Genomic DNA, 19,925 nt, shown 5'->3' on the forward strand with positions numbered 1-19,925 from the left:
TGATCACAAAGCCACCACACCATGAAAAAAGTCTACGCACTTCTCGTGCTTGCAGGATTCGCCCATGCCGCCACCGCGGCCGACATCGTCGGGGACGCCAAGGCGGCGCCCGCCAAAATTGAAATGTGCATCGGCTGCCACGGCATCCCCGGTTACAAGGCGACCTTCCCGGAACTGTTTCAGGTGCCCATGATTGGTGGCCAGTCGGCCAAGTACATCGAGAACGCGCTCAAGGCCTACCAGAAGGGCGAGCGCAAGCATCCGTCCATGAAGGGCATCGCGACCAGCCTGTCGGAGCAGGACATCGCGGACGTGGCGGCATACTATTCCCAGCAAACGGCGAAATAAGGACTGAACCGATGAAAAAACTGATCACCGCGCTGGTCTGCTCCGCCGTCTCGCTGTCGGCCTTCGCCAGCGGCAACATCGAGGCCGGCAAGGCCCTGACGGAAAAATACAGCTGCTTCGCTTGCCACGGCAAGGATTTCAACACCCCGATCGACCCCAGCTATCCGAAGCTGGCCGGCCAGCACAAGGACTATCTGGAGCACGCGCTGACGGCCTACAAGCGCGGCGACGGCGCCAACGGCCGCAGCAACGCCATCATGGGCGGCCAGGTCAAGCCACTGAGCGACCAGGACATCAAGGACCTGGCCGCTTACCTGCACAGCCTGCCGGGCACGCTGTCCACGCCGCACCGCTAAGCCGGCCGTAAAAAACCGGGGTCAGGTCATACCATTCAGCAAGATGCGCGCATCTTGCCTGATGGTATGACCTGACCCCGGTTTTCATTTGAGGCGGCGCCGCACGCTTTCCACGTAGGCGTCGCCGTCCAGCGGCAGGCCGGAGCGCTGGGCCGTCCAGATCATCTCGCCCAGACATTCCATGATCTGGTGGTGCGCTTCGTGGGCCGAGTCCAGCCGCAGGGTGAGCGCCGTGGCGGCGTCGCGGATGCCGGGCGGCTGGTCGATCGAGATCTGCTCGTCGATCGACAGGTGCATAGCCAGGTGCAGGAAGGGGTTGGTCTGGCCGCTGTCGACGCTGAAGTCGCGCGCCAGCGCGCGCTCCACGTCGCTCAGGATGTCGTCGTACTCGGGGTGGTGGCGTATCCAGTCGGCCGCCATCGCTTCGATGGGACTGAGGATGTCGTTGGCGCGCTGCTTGCGGAACGTCTCGCAGAAGAAGCGGCGCACGTCGTCGGAGGAGGGATTGAACATGGATGGTATCGGTGGAACAGCCAGCCGCCATTGTACCCGCTGCGTGCTTTGTGCACGTTGGCGCGCCGCGCGCGCCACGGCGGACGTCCGGCCGGACCCGCCCCATGGTGTGAAGGCGCGGCCGCACAGAAAAACGGGCGGGACCGCTGTCTGGCCGTCCCGCCCGTTCAAACTGTTGCTGTTGTTTCAGCCGAGGGCGCTCAGCCGCCGGCCTTGACCACGTCCGCCGCCTCCTCGCGAACGGTTGGCGCCGCTGCGGCCGGCGCCGTCACCGCGGGCCGGGGAGGGCGCGATGGTCCGCGATCGGCCCCGCCAGCGGCCGGCTGCTGGCCCGCCTCCGGCTGCGGCGTGGCGGCGGCCGGTGCGCCTTCCGCGCAGGGCGCGGGCCCGGGCGTGGTCACGGCGCGCGGCGCGTGCGGCTGGCGCAGGTAGCGCGACGTGTGGCGGTGCTGGCCGTTGCCGTGCGCCGGCCAGGTCAGGAAGCGCGACAATTCCTGCAGCGCGCGCTGATACACGTCCCGCTTGAATTCGATCACGACATCCAGCGGCACCCAGTAGTCATGCCAGCGCCAGGCGTCGAACTCGGGGTGGTCGGTCAGGCGCAGGTTGACGTCGTTGTCGCGCGCGCACATGCGCAACAGGAACCAAATCTGCTTCTGACCCCGGTAGTGGCCGCGGATTTCCCGCTTGATGAAGTGGTCGGGCACCTCGTAGCGCAGCCAGTCGCGCGTGCGGCCGACGATCTTGACGTGCTCCTGCCTTAACCCGATCTCCTCTTCCAGCTCCCGGTACATCGCCTGTTCCGGCGTTTCCCCGTATTTGATGCCGCCTTGCGGAAATTGCCATGAGTGCTCGCGCACCCGCTTGCCCCACCACACCTCGTTATGGGCGTTCAGCAGGATGATGCCGACGTTGGGCCGAAACCCTTCACGATCGAGCATGTTGCACCTCAAACTTTCTGCGACTGCGCGTCCGGCTTACATTTTTGCCCACAAATTGGCGTGCCGGCACGGTTTTCGGGGTACGAAAACGTCCGCAACGCCATCAATTGAACGCATTTGTATAAAGTATGGACGCATCAGCCAGCTAATCCTTTAAAATTAGGTTGATTATAACCCTCTCTTTTTAAAAAGAATTCACCGTTATGCGCGCCTCCCGATTTTTTATTTCCACGCTTAAAGAAGCACCAGCCGATGCCGAAATCGTCAGCCACCAGTTGATGATGCGGGCCGGCATGATCAAACGCCTGGGCTCGGGTATCTACACCTACATGCCGATGGGCTTGCGCGTGATCCGCAAGGTCGAAGCCATCGTGCGCGAAGAGATGAACGCGGCGTCGGCCATCGAACTGCTGATGCCGCTCGTGCAGCCGGCCGAACTGTGGCAGGAGACGGGCCGCTGGGACAAGATGGGCCCGGAACTGATGCGCGTCAAGGACCGTCACGGCCGCGACTTCGCGATCCAGCCCACGTCCGAGGAGGTGATCACCGACGTTGTCCGTTCGGAAATCAAATCCTACCGCCAACTGCCGTTGAATTTTTACCACATCCAGACCAAGTTCCGCGACGAGCGCCGCCCCCGTTTCGGCCTGATGCGCGGCCGCGAGTTCACCATGAAGGACGCCTACTCGTTCGACCGCGACCTGGCCGGCATGCAGGCCTCGTACAAGGTCATGTATGACGCCTACACCCGCATCTTCAACCGCTTCGGCCTGAAGTTCCGCGCCGTGGCGGCCGACAACGGCGCCATCGGCGGCACCGGCTCGCACGAATTCCACGTCATCGCCAGCACCGGCGAGGACGCGCTGGTGTACTGCCCGACGTCCGACTACGCGGCCAACATGGAGGCGGCCGAGGCGCTGCCGCTGGCGGCCGCCCGCCCCGCCGCGACGGAGGCGCTGGTCAAGGCCGCCACCCCCAACGCCACCAAGTGCGAACAGGTGGCCGAGCTGCTGGGCCTGCCTTTGAGCCGCACCGTCAAGACCATCGCGCTGACGGTGGACCACGAGCAGGACGGCAAAGTCACCCAGCAATACTTCATGCTGCTGCTGCGCGGCGACCATGAGCTGAACGAGGTCAAGGTGGGCAAGGTGGCCGGCCTGGCCGCGCACCGCTTCTCGACCGAGGCCGAGATCCTGGCAGTGTACGGCTGCGTGCCCGGCTACCTGGGCCCGATCGGCACCAAGGCGCCCGTCACCGTGGTGGCCGACCGCACGGTGGCCAACATGGCCGACTTCGTGTGCGGCGCCAACGACGCCGGTTTCCACTACACCGGCGCCAACTGGGGCCGCGACGTGCTCGAAGCGCACTTGGTGGCCGACCTGCGCAACGTGGTCGAGGGCGACGCCTCGCCCGACGGCAAGGGCGTGCTGGCCATCGAGCGCGGCATCGAGGTGGGCCACGTGTTCCAGCTCGGCACGGCCTATTCGGAAAGCATGAAGGCCACCTTCCTCGACGAGAACGGCAAGCCGGCCCCGTTGCAGATGGGTTGCTACGGCATCGGCGTGACCCGCATCCTGGGCGCGGCCATCGAGCAGAACTTCGACGACAAGGGCATCATCTGGCCGACCTCGCTGGCCCCGTTCGAGCTGGTGCTGTGCCCGATGGGCATGGACCGCAGCGAGCTGGTCAAGGCGGAGACGGAGCAGCTGTACGCGCAGGCGCTGGCGGCCGGCATCGACGTCATCGTCGACGACCGCGGCCTGCGTCCGGGCGCCATGTTCGCCGACTGGGAACTGATCGGCGTGCCGCACCGCGTCGTGATCGGCGAGCGCGGCCTGAAGGAGGGCAACCTCGAATACCAGGGCCGCCGCGATACCGAGGCGACCGCCGTGCCGCTGGCCGAGATCGTCAACTTCGTCAAGGCCAAACTCGCCGCCTGACCGTGGACGCCCTGACCGCCCCCCGTCCAGCCGACGGCGCCGACCGGCGCCGCTGGTGGGCCCGGCCCCAGCGCTGGGCGATGGCGCTGGCGCTGGCCACGGGGGCGCTGCACGGCCCCAACGCCCACGCCGGCAGCCAGAAGGAGGAGGCGCTGGCCGATTCCGTGCGGCTGGCCTTGTCGAACGCCATCCTCGACAGCCGTCCGCCCAAACCCGCGTTCCGCAATCCCGGCGACCAGCAGCGCTACCAGGTGTGGCTGGCGCAGATGTCGGCCCGGCTGCAACGGCGCCTGCCGGACCAGCAGGTGCGCACGGAGTTCCTGGAGACGGCGTGGTACGAGGCGCACCGGGCCGGTCTCGACCCCGGCCTCGTGCTGGGCTTGATCCAGGTCGAGTCGGCCTACCGCAAGTACGCCGTGTCCATGGTGGGCGCGCGCGGCTACATGCAGGTGATGCCGTTCTGGACCAACGTGATCGGCGACCGCAACCGCAGCGCCCTGTTCAACATGCAGACCAATCTGCGCTACGGCTGCGCCATCCTGCGCATGTACCTGGACATGGAGGCCGGCAACCTGTATCTGGCGCTGGGCCGCTACAACGGCAGCCGCGGCCGCCCCGAATACCCGAACGCCGTGCTGTCGGCGTGGCAGAACTGGAAGTTCAAATCACCGTTGTGATGGCGCCGGCTGGAACTTGATCCCCCGCAGCAGCGTGCGCATCTTCGCCTCCAGCAGCACCGGGTCGTACACCGTGTAGCGCCAGTTGTTGGCGAAATCGACCAGGTGCACGATGGCGTCGGCCATCCGGCCTTCGTTGAGCAGCTTGGCCGCGTGGTTGGGGAAGTACTCGACCTCGTGGTGGACCAGGGGCGCGCCGGGCACTTCGGCCGCGGGGCCGGTCGTCGCGTCGTTGCCGATGAAGCGGCGGAACGCGGCCGTGAAGTCGCTGCCGAACCATTTGCCGTAGGCCACCCACTTGTTGGGGCGTGGATCGGCCTCAAACAGGTAGTAATCGCCGCTGCCGTCCTCCCGCATCAACGAAATATTGGCGAAGCCGTGCAGCCCGGCGCTGCGGCCCAGCCGCGTCAGCAGCGCGCCGATCACCGAATCGCGCGCCAGGTAGCGGCGCTTGGTGCTGGGGCCCAAATCGGGGTCCACATCGGCCGCGTTCACATATTCGAGCAGCTCGCCATCGCGGAACAGGGCTTCCGCGCCGACCAGGGTGCCGGCGATGAATTGCTGCGCCAGCAGCGGTTCGCTGAAATCGTGGGCGGCGACCAGTTGGCGCAGTTGCGCCTCGTCGCGCACCACCCACACGCCCGCGCCGCCGCTCGAATAGTCCTGTTTGAGCACCAGCGGCAAGCCCAGCGCCCGCAACGCGGCCGCCGCGTCGTCCGCCCGCGCCAGCACATGGAAGCGGGGCGCCGTGACGCCATGTTCGTCGCAATGGCGGGCCAGGCCCGTCTTGCCCAGCATGGCCTGGGCTTGCTCCTTGCGGATCGGCAGGAGGTGCCGCAGGCCGGGCAGCGGGCGGCGGTGGATGGCCCACAGGATGGGGTCGTCGCCGATGATGACCTGGCGGTAGCGTCCGCCGGCCGCCAGGCCCTCGAGCGCGGCCAGCAGGCTGTCCAGGGTCGGGCCGGAATCGAACCAGTGGTCGTGGAAACTGTTCTGGATGGCGGCGTTGTGGCTGGGGCACAGCACGTCGACCCGGCAGCCGGCCTGCCGCACCAGGTGGGGGATCTCGCACAGCGTGCTCCAGTTGAACGACACCAGCAGCACGGCGGGTGCGCCGGCAGGCAATGCCGGCAGCGCGGGCAACGCCGGCAGCGCCGACGGGACTTGCTGCGCCGGCCGCTGGCGCGGCGCGGGCGCCGGCGTGGCGGCCAGCGCCTGCAGCTCGGCCAGATTGTGCGCCGCGTGCAGCTGGGCATAGGCCATCGCCAGCGCGCCGCCATCGCGCAGCGCCGCCAGCTCGGCGCCCGGCAGGCGCTGCAGCGCCGCCTCGTCGATCTGGAACAGGCCCGCCGTGCGCTGCACGCCGTGCGGCGTGTCGACGCTGATCGGCCACGGCCGCAGCAGCCCCAGGCGATGCAAGGCCGCGCATGCGGCCCCGGCCAGGCGCAGGCCCTGTTCGTGCTGGCGCAAGCGCGCCAGCAGCGCCGCCAGCGGCGCCGCCGGCGCGCCTTGCGCGTCGAAGAAAGGCTGGCCGTCCAGGCCGTCCGCAATCAGGCCGCCGCTCTCATCGACGCACAGGATGCGCTCGGCCTTGCCGTTGTCGAGCAGGCGGAAAGGATGCAGCCGCAGCGCCTGCGGCAGGTAGCGCGCCGTCCAGCGCCCGTCCGGGGCCACGTAGGCATTGCGTTCATTCAGCAGGCCCAGCACGGCGACCGGCAGATGGCCGCCGTCCTGGGCGATGAAGGCCAGCGGCATGGCGCGGGCCGCTTCGGCCATTTCGTGGGCCGCCAGCGCGACGACGGGCAGGTGGGAGGCGAAGGCGTGACTGGCCGGGTGTTGCCAGCGCAGTGCGCCGTGCCGTTCGCGGGTGACCGCGTGGTACTGGATCGACATGGTAGGTGTTGCCGGGAAGAGGCGTGGCGGTGCGGCGTTCGCCGCATTCAAAAAAAAACCCCGGTCGCGCCGCGCCGGGGTGGGGCCAGGGGGCTGGCGTCGCCAGTGGGCTTATTTCAGGTGGTCGGAGATCAGTTTGGTCATCTCGAACATGGACACCTGGGCTTTGCCGCCGAACACCGCCTTCAGCTTGTCGTCGGCATTGATCATGCGGCGGTTGGCCGGGTCTTGCAGGTTCAGCTTCTTGATGTAATCCCACACTTTCTTGGTCACTTCGGTGCGCGGCAACGGGGCGGCGCCAACCACGGCGGCCAGCACGGCCGAAGGCGTCATGGCCTTCATGAAAGCGGCGTTCGGTTTGCGCGGAGCGGCCGGAGCGGCGGCTTTTTTGGCTGCGGGTGCTGCTTTTTTCACGGCGGCGGGCTTGGCGGCCGCCGCTTTCTTGACTGGTGCTGCTGCTGGGGTTTTTTTGGCTGTTGCCATCTTCTAGCCTCCTTAACGAACACATGGAAAATTGCGCAATTGATCGCACGGCTAATATTGGTGGGGATTTACCGGGGATGCAAGTGTTTTTCGCGTTTTTTCCCGGAAACACCACTTAAATCAGGGCGCCGGGCGGGCCACGCACCGTTCAGGGGCGCGGCGCCCCTGTCCCACACATGAAAACACCGCCTGGCGCGGGCGCGCGGGCGGTGCCAGGGGAGGGCTGATAGCCGTCGTTCCCGCCTGTGCGGGAACGACGCGATATGGGCTTTAACGCAGGCCCGGCATCATGCCCTTCATCGAGCGCATCATCTTCATCATGCCGCCGCCCGACAGTTTTTTCATCATGGTCTGCATCTGTTCGAACTGGGTCAGCATGCGGTTCACCTCCTGCACCTGGACGCCGGCGCCGGCCGCGATGCGGCGCTTGCGGGTGGCCTTGATCAGCTCCGGCTTGGCGCGCTCCTGCGGCGTCATCGAGTCGATGATGCCGACCATGCGCCGCACCTGCTTGTCGGCCTGGTCCATGTTGGCGTTGCCGGCCGCCTGCTGGAACTGGGCCGGCAGCTTGTCGACCAGGCTGGCCATGCCGCCCATCTTCTTCATCTGGCCCAGCTGGGCCTTGAAGTCGTTCATGTCGAACTTGCCGCCGACCTTGATCTTCTGCGCCAGGTCGGCCGCCGCCTTGGCGTCCACGCCCTTGCGCGCCTCCTCGACCAGGGCCAGGATGTCGCCCATGCCGAGGATGCGGTTGGCCATGCGCTGCGGGTCGAACGCCTCCAGCCCGTCGAGCTTCTCGGACACGCCGGCGAACTTGATCGGCTTGCCCGTGATGTGGCGCACCGACAGGGCCGCGCCGCCGCGCGAGTCGCCGTCGAGCTTGGTGAGCACGATGCCGGTCAGCGGCAGCGCGTCGTTGAAGGCCTTGGCCGTGTTGATGGCGTCCTGGCCCAGCATGGCGTCGACCACGAACAGGGTCTCGATCGGCTTCACGGCGCCGTGGATGGCGGCGATCTCGCGCATCATCTCCTCGTCGATGCCGAGCCGGCCGGCGGTGTCGATGATCAGCACGTCGTGGTAGTGCTTCTTGGCCCAGTCCAGCGCGGCCAGCGCGATGTCGACCGGCTTGTCGGCGGCCGTGGACGGGAAGAAGTCGGCGCCCACCTGGCCGCTCACCGATTGCAGCTGGGCGATCGCGGCCGGACGGTAGACGTCGGCCGACACGGTCAGCACCTTCTTCTTCTTTTCTTCCTTGAGGTATTTGGCCAGCTTGCCGACGGTGGTGGTCTTGCCGACGCCCTGCAGGCCGGCCATCAGGATGATGGCGGGCGGCTGCTGGGCGAAGCTGAGCTGGGCGGCCTGTTCGCCCAGGTCGGCGCCCATGATGGCGGCCAGCTCGCGCTGCACCACGCCCACCAGGGCCTGGCCGGGCGAGAGCGAGGAGATGACTTCCTCGCCCATCGATTTTTCCTTGACGCGGGCGATGAACTCGCGCACGGCCGGCAGGGCCACGTCGGCTTCGAGCAGGGCCAGCCGCACTTCGCGCAGCATTTCCGCCGTGTTGGCCTCGGTCAAACGGGCCTCGCCGCGCATGGTCTTGACGACCTTGGCGAGACGCTGGGTGAGATTATCTAGCATGATGAACCTGAAATCTGTCTGAAGGATGGCCGGCCGGGGCCGGACGATGGCCGCCATTTTACCGCATCGGGCCGGCGGCGGGCCATCGGGCGGCGCGGTCGATCGCGTCGATTCAGTAGGCAAGCGGGGCGCCGCTTGCTATGATCTGTTCAACTTTTAACAATAAGGGGGATGCGATGAAGAGCAAGGCGATGATCAAGACTCTGGCGCTGGCCGCCATGCTGTGGACGGCCCAGGCCCAGGCGCAGGAGGTGGTGCGGCTCGGGAACCTGAAATTCGCCCACTACGGCGCCGTTTCCTACATCAAGGAGATCGCGCCCAAGTGCGGCATCAAGGTCGACGAGCACGTGTTCGCCAAGGGCCTGGACGTGATGCAGGCCATCATCGCCGGCGAGCTGGACGTGGGCACCACGGCGTCCGAGGCGGCCATCTCGGGCCGCGCCAGCGGCGCGCCCATCTATGTCGTGGCCGGCTTCGCCAAGGGCGGCGCGCGGCTGGTGGGCCGGGCCGACCTGCACATGAAATCGGTCAAGGACTTGAAGGGCAAGCGGGTGGGCGTGACGCGCGGCGGCATCCAGGAGGTGCTGCTGCTGGCCGAACTGCAGCAGGCCGGCATGACGGCCTCGGACCAGCCGGGCAAGGACGTGCAGCTGGTCTACCTGGCCTACGCCGACCTGAACCAGGCCATGCTGGGCAAGAACATCGACGCCATGATGCAGTCCGAGCCGCAGTCGTCGCAGGCCATCAACAAGGGCTATGGCAACGAGATCCTCAAACCCTACGACACGCCGATCGGCGCGCCGGTGCGCACCATGGTGATGACGGAGAAGTTCTACAAGGAGAAGCGGCCGCTGGCAGAGAAGTTCATGCGCTGCTTCGTGGAGGCCACCAAGACCTTCATCGACAACCAGGCCGTGGCCGAGAAATACGTGCGCGAGGTGGTGTTCAAGGGCCAGCTGAGCAAGCAGGACTTCGACGACGCGATCGGCAATTCGCCGTACTCGTACGACATCACGCCCGAGCACATCCAGACCACCACCGACATCATGGTCAAGACCGGCGTGGGCCGCATGGCCAAGCCGCCCGTGGCGCGCGACTGGGTCAAGACGGACTTGCTGGACGCGGCCAAGAAAAGCCTGAACGTCAAATAAGGGAGGATGGCCATGGCAAAGTCGCGGTGGCGTGAGGCCGGCGTGGGCCTGGTGGTGCCGGCCCTGGTGATCGCCGTGTGGCAGGCCGCCGCCTCGCTCGGCTGGGTCAACCCGCAGGTGCTGCCGTCGCCGTGGGCGGTGGTGCGCAAGTGGTTCGAGTACCTGCTGCCGCTGCAGCCGTACGACCCGGCCGCCGGCGGCTGGCTGCGCTGGGCCTTCTCGGGCGAGCTGATCGGCGATGCCATGGGCAGCTTGTACCGCGTCGTCGTCGGTTTCGCCGTGGGCGCGGGGCTGGCCCTGCCGCTGGGGCTGGCCATGGGCGCCAACGCGCGCGTGCATGCGTGGCTCAACCCGCTGGTGCAATTGCTGCGGCCCATCCCGCCGATCGCCTACATTCCGCTGTCCATCCTGTGGTTCGGGCTGGGCAATCCGCCGGCCGTGTTCCTGATCGCGCTGGGCGCCTTCTTCCCGGTGCTGATGAACACCATCGCCGGGGTGCGCCAGGTGGACGGCATTTATATCCGCGCCGCCCGCAACCTGGGCGCGTCCGGCACCACCATGTTCGTGCGCGTGATGCTGCCGGCCGCCGTGCCCTACATCCTGTCCGGGGTGCGGATCGGGATCGGCACCGCCTTCATCGTCGTGATCGTGTCGGAAATGATCGCCGTCAACAACGGCCTCGGCTTCCGCATCCTCGAGGCGCGCGAGTACTTCTGGTCCGACAAGATCATCGCCGGCATGATCAGCATCGGCCTGATCGGGCTCGGCATCGACGTGCTGATGAACCGGCTGAACAACCACCTGCTGCGCTGGCACCGCGGCCTCGATAACTGAGCCCACTAATATATATGAGCGACATGCGTAGTAGCGGCGACGCCCCCCACATCGTCATCAGCCACGTCGACAAGGTCTACCCCGGCGCGGGACGGGAAGTGGTGGCGCTGCGCGACATCAACCTGGCGATCCCGCGCGGCCAGTTCGTCTGCCTGCTGGGGCCATCCGGCTGCGGCAAGTCGACGCTGCTCAACGCCGTGGCCGGTTTCGCCCTGCCCAGCGCCGGCGGCATCATGGCCGACGGCCAGCCCGTCACCGGGCCGGGGCCGGCGCGCGGCATGGTGTTCCAGGAATACGCGCTGTTCCCGTGGATGACGGTGGCCGACAACATCGCCTTCGGCCTGCAGATCAAGGGCCAGCCCAAGGCCGAGATCGCGGCCACGGTGGACCGGCTGCTGGCCATGTTGTCGCTGGGCGAATTCCGCCACCGCTATCCGAAGGATCTGTCGGGCGGCATGCGCCAGCGGGTGGCCATCGCCCGCGTGCTGGCGCTCGATTCGCCGATCATGCTGATGGACGAGCCGTTCGGCGCGCTCGACGCGCTGACCCGGCGCAACCTGCAGGACGAGTTGCTGCGCATCTGGTCCGAGCTGAAGAAGACCATCCTGTTCGTCACCCACAGCATCGAGGAGGCGATCTACCTGGCCGACCGCATCGTCGTGATGACCTACCGCCCCGGCACCGTCAAGCGCGACCTGCTGGTGGACCTGCCGCGCCTGCGCGACCCGGCCGCGCCCGAATTCAACGCCCTCAAGCGCGAACTGGGCCAGCTGGTGATGGAAGAGCAGCAGCGCCACCACAACGACGAGATCCGCGTGGCGGCCATCGACTGAGCGGCGCCGCCCGGCCGCCATCCCACCGCGCCTCAAGCCGAAGCCCCCCTCGGGCCGATTTCCGCCCGCCATGGTGTAAACTGACCGCTATGCAGACTTACTTCCTTATCTCAGCCGCCGTGCTGTACCTCGTGTGCGCCTTGCTGCCGTCGCGGCAGGGGCCGTTGATCGCCACCCTCACGGCCGTCGCCTGGCTGCTGCACGGGGTGACCCTGTGGTTCGAAGTGACGGCGCCCGGTTCGCTGCGCTTCGGCTTCGCCGCCATGCTGTCGGCCGCGCTGTGGGTGTCGGTGGCGGCCTACTGGCTGGAAAACCGCAACTACAGCCTGGACGGCCTGCGCCGCATGGTCATGCCCAGCGCGGCCGTGGCCATGGCGCTCGAGGCGCTGTTCCCCGGCAACCTGATCGCGCTCGAAGGCAAGTCCGTCATGTTCGGCTGGCACATCGCGATCGCCACGCTGGCCTACAGCACGCTCACCATCGCCGCCTTCCACGCCGTGCTGATGGCGCTGCAGGAATCGCGGCTGCACACGCGCACCACGGCCGGCGGCGGTTTCCTGGCCGCCGCGCTGGACCAGTTGCCGGCCCTGCTGACGATGGAAAAACTGCTGTTCCGCATGATAGGCTTCGGCTTCGTGCTGCTGAGCCTGACCGTGTTGTCGGGCATCGTGTTTTCCGAACAACTGTTCGGCCAGGCCATGAAGTGGGACCACAAGTCCGTGTTCACGCTCATGTCGTGGCTGCTGTTCGCGGCGCTGCTGGCCGGCCGCCGCTTCCGTGGCTGGCGCGGCAAGACCGCGCTGACGTTCACGCTGGCCGGATTCGCCACCTTGCTGCTGGCCTACGTCGGCAGCCGTTTCGTGTTTGAAGTGGTATTACATCGGGGATTTGTTTGATGAGTCGTCTTTTGTTCTGGCTGGCGCTGGCCTTCCTGGTGCTGTTCGCCATCCGTAGCAAGCTGCGCGAGCTGCAGGGCGGCGACCGCCCGCGCCGTCCAGACCAACCGCGCCAGCCCGAGCGTCCCGCCGCCCGGCCCGCCGCGCGCGGGCGCGCCAGCGCGGAGGTGGAAACCATGCTGTGCTGCGCCCACTGCGGCATCTACTACCCCGCCTCGGAAACGGTGCAGGCCGGTGGCCGCGATTATTGCTGCGCCGCCCACGCCAGCCTGCCGGCCGCCTGAGTAGTGGCCGCCTCCCTGCCAGCGCTGGCGCCCGAATCGCGCGCGACCCGCGCCACGTTCTGGCGCTCGCTGCAGACGCTGAACGGCACGCGCGTGGTGATCGCGCTGGTGCTGCTGGCCTACCTGAGCGTGGACAGCCGCGGCCTGCGCGCGGCCGGCCAGTTCTTCTATGGCGAAGTGTGCCTCGGTTATCTGATGCTGGCGCTGGCCTTCGCGCTGATGACGCTGTATGTGCGGCGCCGCTTCCTGCTGCAACTGATGTCGCAGATCGCCTGCGACCTGGCCATCATCTCGCTGCTCTACATCGCGGCCGGCGGCGTGCGCAGCGGGCTGGCCATCCTCTACCTGTTCCCGCTGGCCGGCACGGCCATCCTGGCGCCGCTGGTGCTGGCGCTGTTCTGCACGGCCATGGTCACCCTGTTCCTGCTCGGCGAGAGCGGCTGGCGCATGCTGCTGATGGAGGGCGACATGGTGGTGCTGCAGGCCGGCCTGTACGGCGCGGCCTTCTTCGCCGCCGTGTGGGTGGTCAACCGCATGGCCGCCCGGCTGATCGGCCAGGAGGAGCTGGCCATCGAGCGCGGCATCGAGATCGGCGTGCAGCAGGCCGTGAACCGGCTGGTGATGGCCAACGTCGGCGACGGCATCCTGGTGGTCGATCCGCACGGCCAGGTGTTCGCCGGCAACCCGGCCGCCCAGCAGATGCTGGGTCTGGCCGGGCCCGACCTGCGCTTCCGCCTCGGCGACGTGGCGGCCCTGGGGCCGCTGGCGCAGGCTTATGACGACTGGCGCGCCGATCCAACCCACGGCACCGCCTATGTCACCATCAAGCCCGGCGCCGAACCGGCGCTGGACGGCCTGCCGGCCGCCGGCAGCGGCCGGCCCGACCTGGTCGCCCACCTGCAGGCGCGCTTCGCGGCCGTGGACACGGACGGCCTGGGCACGCAGCGCAGCGTGATCTTCCTGCAGGACGTGAGCGGCATCGAGAACCAGGCCCAGCAACTGAAGCTGGCCTCCATGGGCCGGCTCACGGCCAGCATCGCGCACGAGGTGCGCAATCCCTTGTCGGCCATCGGCCACGCCACGGCGCTGCTGGCCGAGGACCTCGACAGCGCCGTCCACCTGCGCCTGCTCAAGATCGTGGGCGACAATGTGAGCCGGGTCAACCGCATGGTGGAGGACATCCTGCAGCTGTCGCGCAAGGTGCAGCCGCACAACGAACCGCTGGCGCTGGACCAGTTCCTGGCCGAGCTCAAGACCGAGTTCGACGAGACCCACGGCCTGCCCGGCGACGTGCTGGCGCTGGCGGCCACGCCCGGCACGCTGGTGCGCTTCGACAGCCTGCACCTGCGCGAAGTGGTGCTGAACCTGCTCAACAACGCGGTGCGCTACGCCAGCGGGGCGCCGGCCAGCATCCGCCTGACGCTGGTGACGGGCCGCGCCCGCCGGCCGGAGTTGCACGTGCAGGACGACGGCCCCGGCATCTCGGCCGAGGTGCGGGCCCATTTGTTCGAGCCGTTCTACACCACCTCCAGCAAGGGCACGGGGCTGGGGTTGTATCTGGCGCGCGAATTGTGTTTGAATAACGATGCCATGCTCGACTATGAATACCGCTTCGAGCCGGCGCCCGGTCCGGACGGCACGCCCCGTTCCAGCGGGCGGTTTGTGATCACCTTCGCCCGGCCGGCCGCCGCGTCCGCCGCGTCCGCCGTTCCCGCGGCCGGGTAAGCCAGTCCGCGACAACTGAAAGGCCGTTTCATGAGTGTTCCCCGTGTGCTGGTCGTCGACGATGAAGCCGATCTGCGCGAACTGCTGGAAATCACCCTGCTCAAGATGGGGCTGGACGTGGACAGCGCCGCCACGCTGGCCGAGGCGCGCGCTTGCCTGGCGGGCACCGAATACGCGCTGGTGCTGACCGACATGCGCCTGCCCGACGGGCTGGGGCTGGAACTGGTGCGCGAGGTGTGCGCCGCCTATAAGAACACGCCGATCGCCGTCGTCACGGCCTTCGGCAGCGCCGACAACGCGGTGGTGGCGCTCAAGGCCGGCGCCTTCGACTATGTGTCCAAGCCGGTGGCGCTGGACCAGTTGCGCATCATGGTGCAGTCGGCGTTGCGGCTCACCGTGCCGGCCGCCGGGCAGGCGGCCAGCGCCGGCCAGCCGGTCAGCCGGCTCAAGGGCAACTCGGCCGTGATCCAGGCGCTGCGGGCCCAGATCGCCCGGCTGGCGCGCTCGATGGCGCCGATCGCCATCACCGGCGAATCGGGCAGCGGCAAGGAACTGGCCGCGCGCGAGATCCACGCCCTCAGTTCGCGCGCCGGCAAGCCGTTCGTGGCCGTCAACTGCGGCGCCATCCCCGAGGCGCTGATGGAGGCCGAGTTCTTCGGCTACCGCAAGGGCGCCTTCACCGGCGCGGCCGACGAGCGCGACGGCTTCTTCCAGGCCGCCAACGGCGGCACGCTGATGCTCGACGAGGTGGCCGACCTGCCGCTGGCCATGCAGGTCAAGCTGCTGCGCGCGATCCAGGAGCGGCGCGTGCGCAAGATCGGCGCCACCACCGAGGAGCCGGTCGACGTGCGCATCATCAGCGCCACCCACAAGAACCTGGCCCAGTGCGTGGAGCAGGGCAGTTTCCGCCAGGATTTGTTCTACCGGCTGAACGTGATCGAACTGTGCCTGCCGCCGCTGCGCGAACGGCTCGACGACCTGGGGCCGCTGACCGACGCCATCCTGGAACGGCTGGGCACCTTCGAGCACAAGGTGGTGCTGGGGCCCGGCGTGCTGGAGGCGCTGCGCGGCTACAGCTTCCCCGGCAACGTGCGCGAACTGGAGAACATCCTCGAACGGGCGCTGGCCTTCGCCGACGATGGCGTGATCGAAGTGGGCGACCTGGCCCTGAAGGGCGCGAAGATGGTGGAGGCCGTGGTGCCGCTGCCGTCGCCCGCGCCCGGCTTCGCCCAGCAGCTGGCGTCCACCGAGGCGGCCGCGTTCGGCCTCGACGCGGCCGGGCCGTCCGCGCCGCCCGAGGCGGCGGCGGTGGCGCCCCGGCCCACGGCCGTTCCCGGCGCGGCCGGCGCGACCATGGCCCTGCCGCACCTGGACGCGCTGCCGGCCAACCTGCCCGACTACCTGAACCAGATCGAGCGCGACATCATCCAGCGCGCGCTGGCCCAGACCCAGTACAACCGCACCCAGGCGGCGCAGCTGCTGGGCATCAGCTTCCGCCAGCTGCGCTACCAGATGCAAAAGCTCAACATCCAGGAACCGGAGGCGTGAACGTGCCCCCCTGTGCGCCCCGTTTCACGGTCGACGCGGATGGCTGGTGCGACGGCGTCCTGCGCTACCCCACGCCGCACGCGGACGCGCGCCCGGACGGCACGGCCGTCACGCTGCTGGTGGTCCACAACATCAGCCTGCCGGCCGGCCGATTCGGCACGCCCCACGTGTCCGACTTGTTTACCGGCCGCTTGGACTATAATGCCGATCCCTCGTTCGCGGACTTGCGCGGGCTGCGCGTGTCGAGCCACTTCCTGGTGCGGCGCGACGGCCGCGTGATCCAGTACGTGGCCGGCGACGCGCGGGCCTGGCACGCGGGCCGGTCGGCGTTCCAGGGGCGGCCGGCCTGCAACGATTTTTCCATCGGCGTCGAGCTGGAGGGCACGGACACGCTGCCGTTCGAGGCGGCCCAGTACGAGGCGCTGGCCGCGCTCACGCTGGCCCTGCAGGAACGCTATCCCCTGACCGATGTGCAGGGCCACCAGCACATCGCGCCGGGCCGCAAGAGCGACCCCGGACCGTTGTTTAGTTGGCAGAAGTACATCGAAACATGGGGCCGTCTGCTGAAGGAAAAGGCAACGGCCGGGGCCGGGTTAGTACCTGCTCACCGGCAACTGCGCTTCCCCGTGGGCGTTCCTGAAAGTCAACCGAAAAATTGATCTGAAATAAAAAATTTCCACTTGTCTTGCCCCATGCTGACCACTACAATCAGTGTATCGAATAAGCCGATTCACTAAATGTAGTGGTATCTCATGTCCCAGGTTCCAAGCCGCGTCCGTCTCGGCCTGCGAGCAACAGGAACCTTATTCATCCTTTTTTGTCGCTGCAACACCAGCCGTAACGCCAGGCTGGCCGTTTCATTTTGGCCTTTTTTATACAACACACGCCGCGCAGCCACGACTGCGCGCTGTTATCGGGGAGCTTAAATGCAATCTACTCAAGACACTTCCATCCAACCTGCGCCGGTGCCAGCGGCGACTGCGGGTATCGCCGGCGGCCAGGCCTCGGCAGCGGCGGCCTTGGGCGACTACCGCATCATCCGTCGTAACGGCGCCGTCGTCGCGTTCGAGCCGTCCAAGATCGCCATCGCCATGACCAAGGCCTTCCTGGCCGTCAATGGCGGCCAGGGCGCCGCCTCGGCCCGCATCCGCGACCTGGTGGAGCAGCTGACGGCCGCCGTGGTGGCCGCGCTGGTGCGCCGCCAGCCGTCGGGCGGCACCTTCCACATCGAGGATGTGCAGGATCAGGTGGAGCTGTCGCTGATGCGTTCGGGCGAGCACGACGTGGCCCGCGCCTACGTGCTGTACCGCGCCAAGCACATGGAGGAGCGCCGCCTGCAGAAAGAGGCGGCCGGCGCCACCAAGGTGGCCGCGCCGCAGATCCACGTGACGGAAGCCGGCGTGCGCCGCCCGCTCGACATGGACCAGGTGGCCGGCCTGATCAACGCGGCCTGCATCGGCCTGGAAAAGCACGTGGACGCCGACGCCATCCTGGCCGAAACCGTCAAGAATCTGTATGACGGCGTGCCCGTCGAGGAGCTGCACAAGTCCGCCATCCTGGCCGCCCGCGCGCTGATGGAGAAGGACCCGGCCTACTCGCAGGTGACGGCCCGCATCCTGCTGCACACGATCCGCAAGGAGGTGTTCGGCCAGGAAGTGGCGCAGGCCGGCGCCGCCGCCGCCTACGTCAAGTACTTCCCCGAGTACGTGGCCAAGGGCATCGCCGCCGAGCTGCTGGACCCGAAACTGGCCGAGTTCGACCTGGCCCGCCTGGCCAAGGCCCTGGTGGCCGACCGCGACCTGCAGTTCGGCTACATCGGCCTGCAAACCCTGTATGACCGCTACTTCCTGCACGTGCGCGACGTGCGCATCGAAATGCCGCAGGCGTTCTACATGCGCGTGGCGATGGGCCTGGCCCTGAACGAGCAGGACCGCGAGGCGCGCGCCATCGAGTTCTACCACCTGCTGTCGAGCTTCGACTTCATGAGCTCCACGCCGACCCTGTTCAACTCGGGCACGCTGCGTTCGCAACTGTCGTCGTGCTACCTGACCACCGTGTCGGACGACCTGGAAGGCATCTACGACGCCATCAAGGAAAACGCGCTGCTGGCCAAGTTCGCCGGCGGCCTCGGTAACGACTGGACCCCGGTGCGCGCGCTGGGCGCCCACATCAAGGGCACCAACGGCAAATCGCAGGGCGTGGTGCCGTTCCTGAAAGTGGTCAACGACACGGCCGTGGCCGTGAACCAGGGCGGCAAGCGCAAGGGCGCCGTGTGCGCCTACCTGGAGACCTGGCACATGGACATCGAGGAATTCCTCGACCTGCGCAAGAACACCGGCGACGACCGCCGCCGCACCCACGACATGAACACGGCCAACTGGATCCCCGACCTGTTCATGAAGCGCGTGATGGAGAAGGGCGACTGGACCCTGTTCTCGCCGTCCGACTGCCCCGACCTGCACGACAAGGTGGGCAAGGCCTTCGAGCAAGCCTACCTCGGCTACGAAGCCAAGGCGGCCGCCGGCGAAATCCGCGTCTGCAAGAAAGTGGCGGCGCTGGACCTGTGGCGCAAGATGCTGTCGATGCTGTTCGAGACCGGCCACCCATGGATCACCTTCAAGGACCCATGCAACATCCGTTCGCCGCAGTCGCACGTGGGCGTGGTGCACAGCTCCAACCTGTGCACCGAGATCACCCTGAACACGGGTCCGGACGAGATCGCCGTCTGCAACCTCGGTTCGGTCAACATGCCGGCCCACATGAAAGAGGGCAAGCTCGACCACGTCAAGCTGCAGAAGACCATCCGCACCGCGATGCGCATGCTCGACAACGTGATCGACATCAACTACTACGCCGTCGACAAGGCCCGCAACGCCAACATGCGCCACCGTCCGGTGGGCCTGGGCGTGATGGGCTTCCAGGACTGCCTGCACATGATGCGCGTGCCTTACTCGTCGATGGAAGCGGTGCAGTTCGCCGACACCTCGATGGAAGCGGTCTGCTACTACGCCTACCTGGCCTCGACCGAGCTGGCCGAGGAACGCGGCCACTACGCCTCGTACAAGGGCTCGCTGTGGGACCGCGGCATCCTGCCGCAGGACTCCGTCAAGCTGCTGGCCGAGGAGCGCGGCGGCTACCTGGAGGTGGACGGCTCGGCCGCCATGGACTGGGCGCCGGTGCGCGCCCGCATCAAGCAGTTCGGCATGCGCAACTCGAACTGCGTGGCGATCGCCCCCACGGCCACCATCTCCAACATCATCGGCGTGTCGGCCTGCATCGAACCGACGTTCCAGAACCTGTACGTGAAGTCCAACCTGTCGGGCGAGTTCACCGAGATCAACGCCTACCTGGTGCGCGACCTGAAGGCGCGCGACCTGTGGGACGAGGTGATGATCGCCGACCTGAAGTACTTCGACGGCTCGCTGACCAAGATCGACCGCATCCCGCAGGATCTGCGTGACATTTATGCAACCGCGTTCGAAGTGTCGCCAAGCTGGCTGGTGGAAGCGGCGTCGCGCCGCCAGAAGTGGATCGACCAGGCCCAGTCGCTGAACATCTACATGGCCGGCGCCTCGGGCAAGAAGCTGGACGAGACCTACAAGCTGGCCTGGCTGCGCGGCCTGAAGACCACCTACTACCTGCGCACCATCGCCGCCACCCACATGGAGAAGTCGACCTCCAAGACCGGCGCGCTGAACGCGGTGGCCGTGGACGGCGGCATGTCGGCCAGCGCCATGGCGGCGGCCGCCCCGGCGGCGGCTGCGGCTGCGGCCGCGCCGGTGGCCGAGGGCGCCGCCTGCTACCTGCGTCCGGGCGACGACGGTTTCGAGGAATGCGAAGCCTGCCAATAAGGGCTATAACTAAT

The 19,925-nt window shown here is 67.4% G+C and carries 18 protein-coding genes; 13 read left to right on the forward strand and 5 right to left on the reverse strand.

From position 1 onward, the window contains the following. Nucleotides 1–21: 21 nt before the first annotated feature. Nucleotides 22–348 (forward strand): c-type cytochrome, encoded by a 327-nt coding sequence (locus tag AC1RQG_RS03660; protein WP_493128425.1) that lies wholly within the window; start codon nucleotides 22–24, stop codon nucleotides 346–348. An 11-nt stretch (nucleotides 349–359) separates the two neighbouring features. Beyond that, complete coding sequence (locus tag AC1RQG_RS03665; RefSeq protein ID WP_493128427.1) at nucleotides 360–704, forward strand: c-type cytochrome; 345 nt, start codon at nucleotides 360–362, stop codon at nucleotides 702–704. Nucleotides 705–788: 84 nt separating this feature from the next. On the opposite strand, the gene AC1RQG_RS03670 is transcribed toward AC1RQG_RS03665, so the two are convergent. Both AC1RQG_RS03670 and AC1RQG_RS03675 read right to left on the reverse strand, forming a co-directional pair. Next, nucleotides 789–1,217, reverse strand: a complete 429-nt coding sequence (locus tag AC1RQG_RS03670) for a DUF1841 family protein (RefSeq protein WP_493128429.1) — start codon at nucleotides 1,215–1,217, stop codon at nucleotides 789–791. 200 nt (nucleotides 1,218–1,417) lie between these two features. After that, a complete protein-coding gene (locus tag AC1RQG_RS03675) occupies nucleotides 1,418–2,158 on the reverse strand; it encodes an RNA pyrophosphohydrolase (RefSeq protein WP_493128431.1) in 741 nt (246 codons plus the stop codon). A 203-nt stretch (nucleotides 2,159–2,361) separates the two neighbouring features. On the opposite strand from AC1RQG_RS03675, the gene AC1RQG_RS03680 reads away from it, so the two are divergent. Together AC1RQG_RS03680 and AC1RQG_RS03685 are read left to right on the forward strand one after the other, a co-directional pair. Continuing rightward, nucleotides 2,362–4,098, forward strand: coding sequence for a proline--tRNA ligase (locus tag AC1RQG_RS03680; protein WP_493128433.1), 1,737 nt, complete (start codon nucleotides 2,362–2,364; stop codon nucleotides 4,096–4,098). An 80-nt stretch (nucleotides 4,099–4,178) separates the two neighbouring features. Beyond that, on the forward strand, nucleotides 4,179–4,775 hold the full coding sequence (locus AC1RQG_RS03685) for a lytic transglycosylase domain-containing protein (RefSeq protein ID WP_493129265.1): 597 nt from the start codon (nucleotides 4,179–4,181) through the stop codon (nucleotides 4,773–4,775). On the opposite strand, the gene AC1RQG_RS03690 is transcribed toward AC1RQG_RS03685, so the two are convergent. The 3 genes from AC1RQG_RS03690 to ffh all read right to left on the reverse strand — a co-directional run bounded on the left by AC1RQG_RS03690 (nucleotide 4,764) and on the right by ffh (nucleotide 8,789). Beyond that, nucleotides 4,764–6,668: a SapC family protein gene (locus AC1RQG_RS03690; RefSeq protein ID WP_493128435.1), complete on the reverse strand. Its 1,905-nt coding sequence runs from the start codon at nucleotides 6,666–6,668 to the stop codon at nucleotides 4,764–4,766. The genes AC1RQG_RS03685 and AC1RQG_RS03690 overlap by 12 nt on opposite strands. Nucleotides 6,669–6,779: 111 nt before the next feature. Continuing rightward, nucleotides 6,780–7,151, reverse strand: coding sequence for an SWIB/MDM2 domain-containing protein (locus AC1RQG_RS03695; protein WP_182164849.1), 372 nt, complete (start codon nucleotides 7,149–7,151; stop codon nucleotides 6,780–6,782). Nucleotides 7,152–7,421: 270 nt separating this feature from the next. After that, on the reverse strand, nucleotides 7,422–8,789 hold the full coding sequence (ffh, locus tag AC1RQG_RS03700; RefSeq protein WP_182153989.1) for a signal recognition particle protein: 1,368 nt from the start codon (nucleotides 8,787–8,789) through the stop codon (nucleotides 7,422–7,424). Between the two features lie 176 nt (nucleotides 8,790–8,965). On the opposite strand from ffh, the gene AC1RQG_RS03705 reads away from it, so the two are divergent. From AC1RQG_RS03705 to AC1RQG_RS03745, 9 genes are all read left to right on the forward strand, one after another. After that, a complete protein-coding gene (locus AC1RQG_RS03705; RefSeq protein ID WP_493128438.1) occupies nucleotides 8,966–9,940 on the forward strand; it encodes an ABC transporter substrate-binding protein in 975 nt (324 codons plus the stop codon). Nucleotides 9,941–9,952: 12 nt separating this feature from the next. Next, a complete protein-coding gene (locus tag AC1RQG_RS03710; RefSeq protein ID WP_493128440.1) occupies nucleotides 9,953–10,774 on the forward strand; it encodes an ABC transporter permease in 822 nt (273 codons plus the stop codon). Nucleotides 10,775–10,797: 23 nt separating this feature from the next. Beyond that, nucleotides 10,798–11,607: an ABC transporter ATP-binding protein gene (locus AC1RQG_RS03715; protein ID WP_493128442.1), complete on the forward strand. Its 810-nt coding sequence runs from the start codon at nucleotides 10,798–10,800 to the stop codon at nucleotides 11,605–11,607. 89 nt (nucleotides 11,608–11,696) lie between these two features. Continuing rightward, nucleotides 11,697–12,503 carry a cytochrome C assembly family protein gene (locus tag AC1RQG_RS03720; RefSeq protein ID WP_493128444.1) on the forward strand — a complete coding sequence of 269 codons (807 nt, stop codon included), beginning with the start codon at nucleotides 11,697–11,699 and terminating at the stop codon, nucleotides 12,501–12,503. Further along, nucleotides 12,503–12,787 carry a PP0621 family protein gene (locus AC1RQG_RS03725; protein WP_493128446.1) on the forward strand — a complete coding sequence of 95 codons (285 nt, stop codon included), beginning with the start codon at nucleotides 12,503–12,505 and terminating at the stop codon, nucleotides 12,785–12,787. Before AC1RQG_RS03720 ends, AC1RQG_RS03725 begins: the two co-directional genes overlap by 1 nt. 3 nt (nucleotides 12,788–12,790) lie before the next feature. After that, nucleotides 12,791–14,512 carry a sensor histidine kinase gene (locus AC1RQG_RS03730; RefSeq protein ID WP_493128448.1) on the forward strand — a complete coding sequence of 574 codons (1,722 nt, stop codon included), beginning with the start codon at nucleotides 12,791–12,793 and terminating at the stop codon, nucleotides 14,510–14,512. 30 nt (nucleotides 14,513–14,542) lie between these two features. Continuing rightward, a complete protein-coding gene (locus AC1RQG_RS03735) occupies nucleotides 14,543–16,060 on the forward strand; it encodes a sigma-54-dependent transcriptional regulator (protein ID WP_493128450.1) in 1,518 nt (505 codons plus the stop codon). Beyond that, nucleotides 16,057–16,719 carry a 1,6-anhydro-N-acetylmuramyl-L-alanine amidase AmpD gene (ampD, locus tag AC1RQG_RS03740; protein WP_493128452.1) on the forward strand — a complete coding sequence of 221 codons (663 nt, stop codon included), beginning with the start codon at nucleotides 16,057–16,059 and terminating at the stop codon, nucleotides 16,717–16,719. Before AC1RQG_RS03735 ends, ampD begins: the two co-directional genes overlap by 4 nt. 267 nt (nucleotides 16,720–16,986) lie before the next feature. After that, on the forward strand, nucleotides 16,987–19,911 hold the full coding sequence (locus AC1RQG_RS03745; RefSeq protein ID WP_493128454.1) for a ribonucleoside-diphosphate reductase subunit alpha: 2,925 nt from the start codon (nucleotides 16,987–16,989) through the stop codon (nucleotides 19,909–19,911). Nucleotides 19,912–19,925 lie beyond the last annotated feature (14 nt).

Source organism: Rugamonas sp. GW822-FHT03B10, assembly GCF_058801745.1.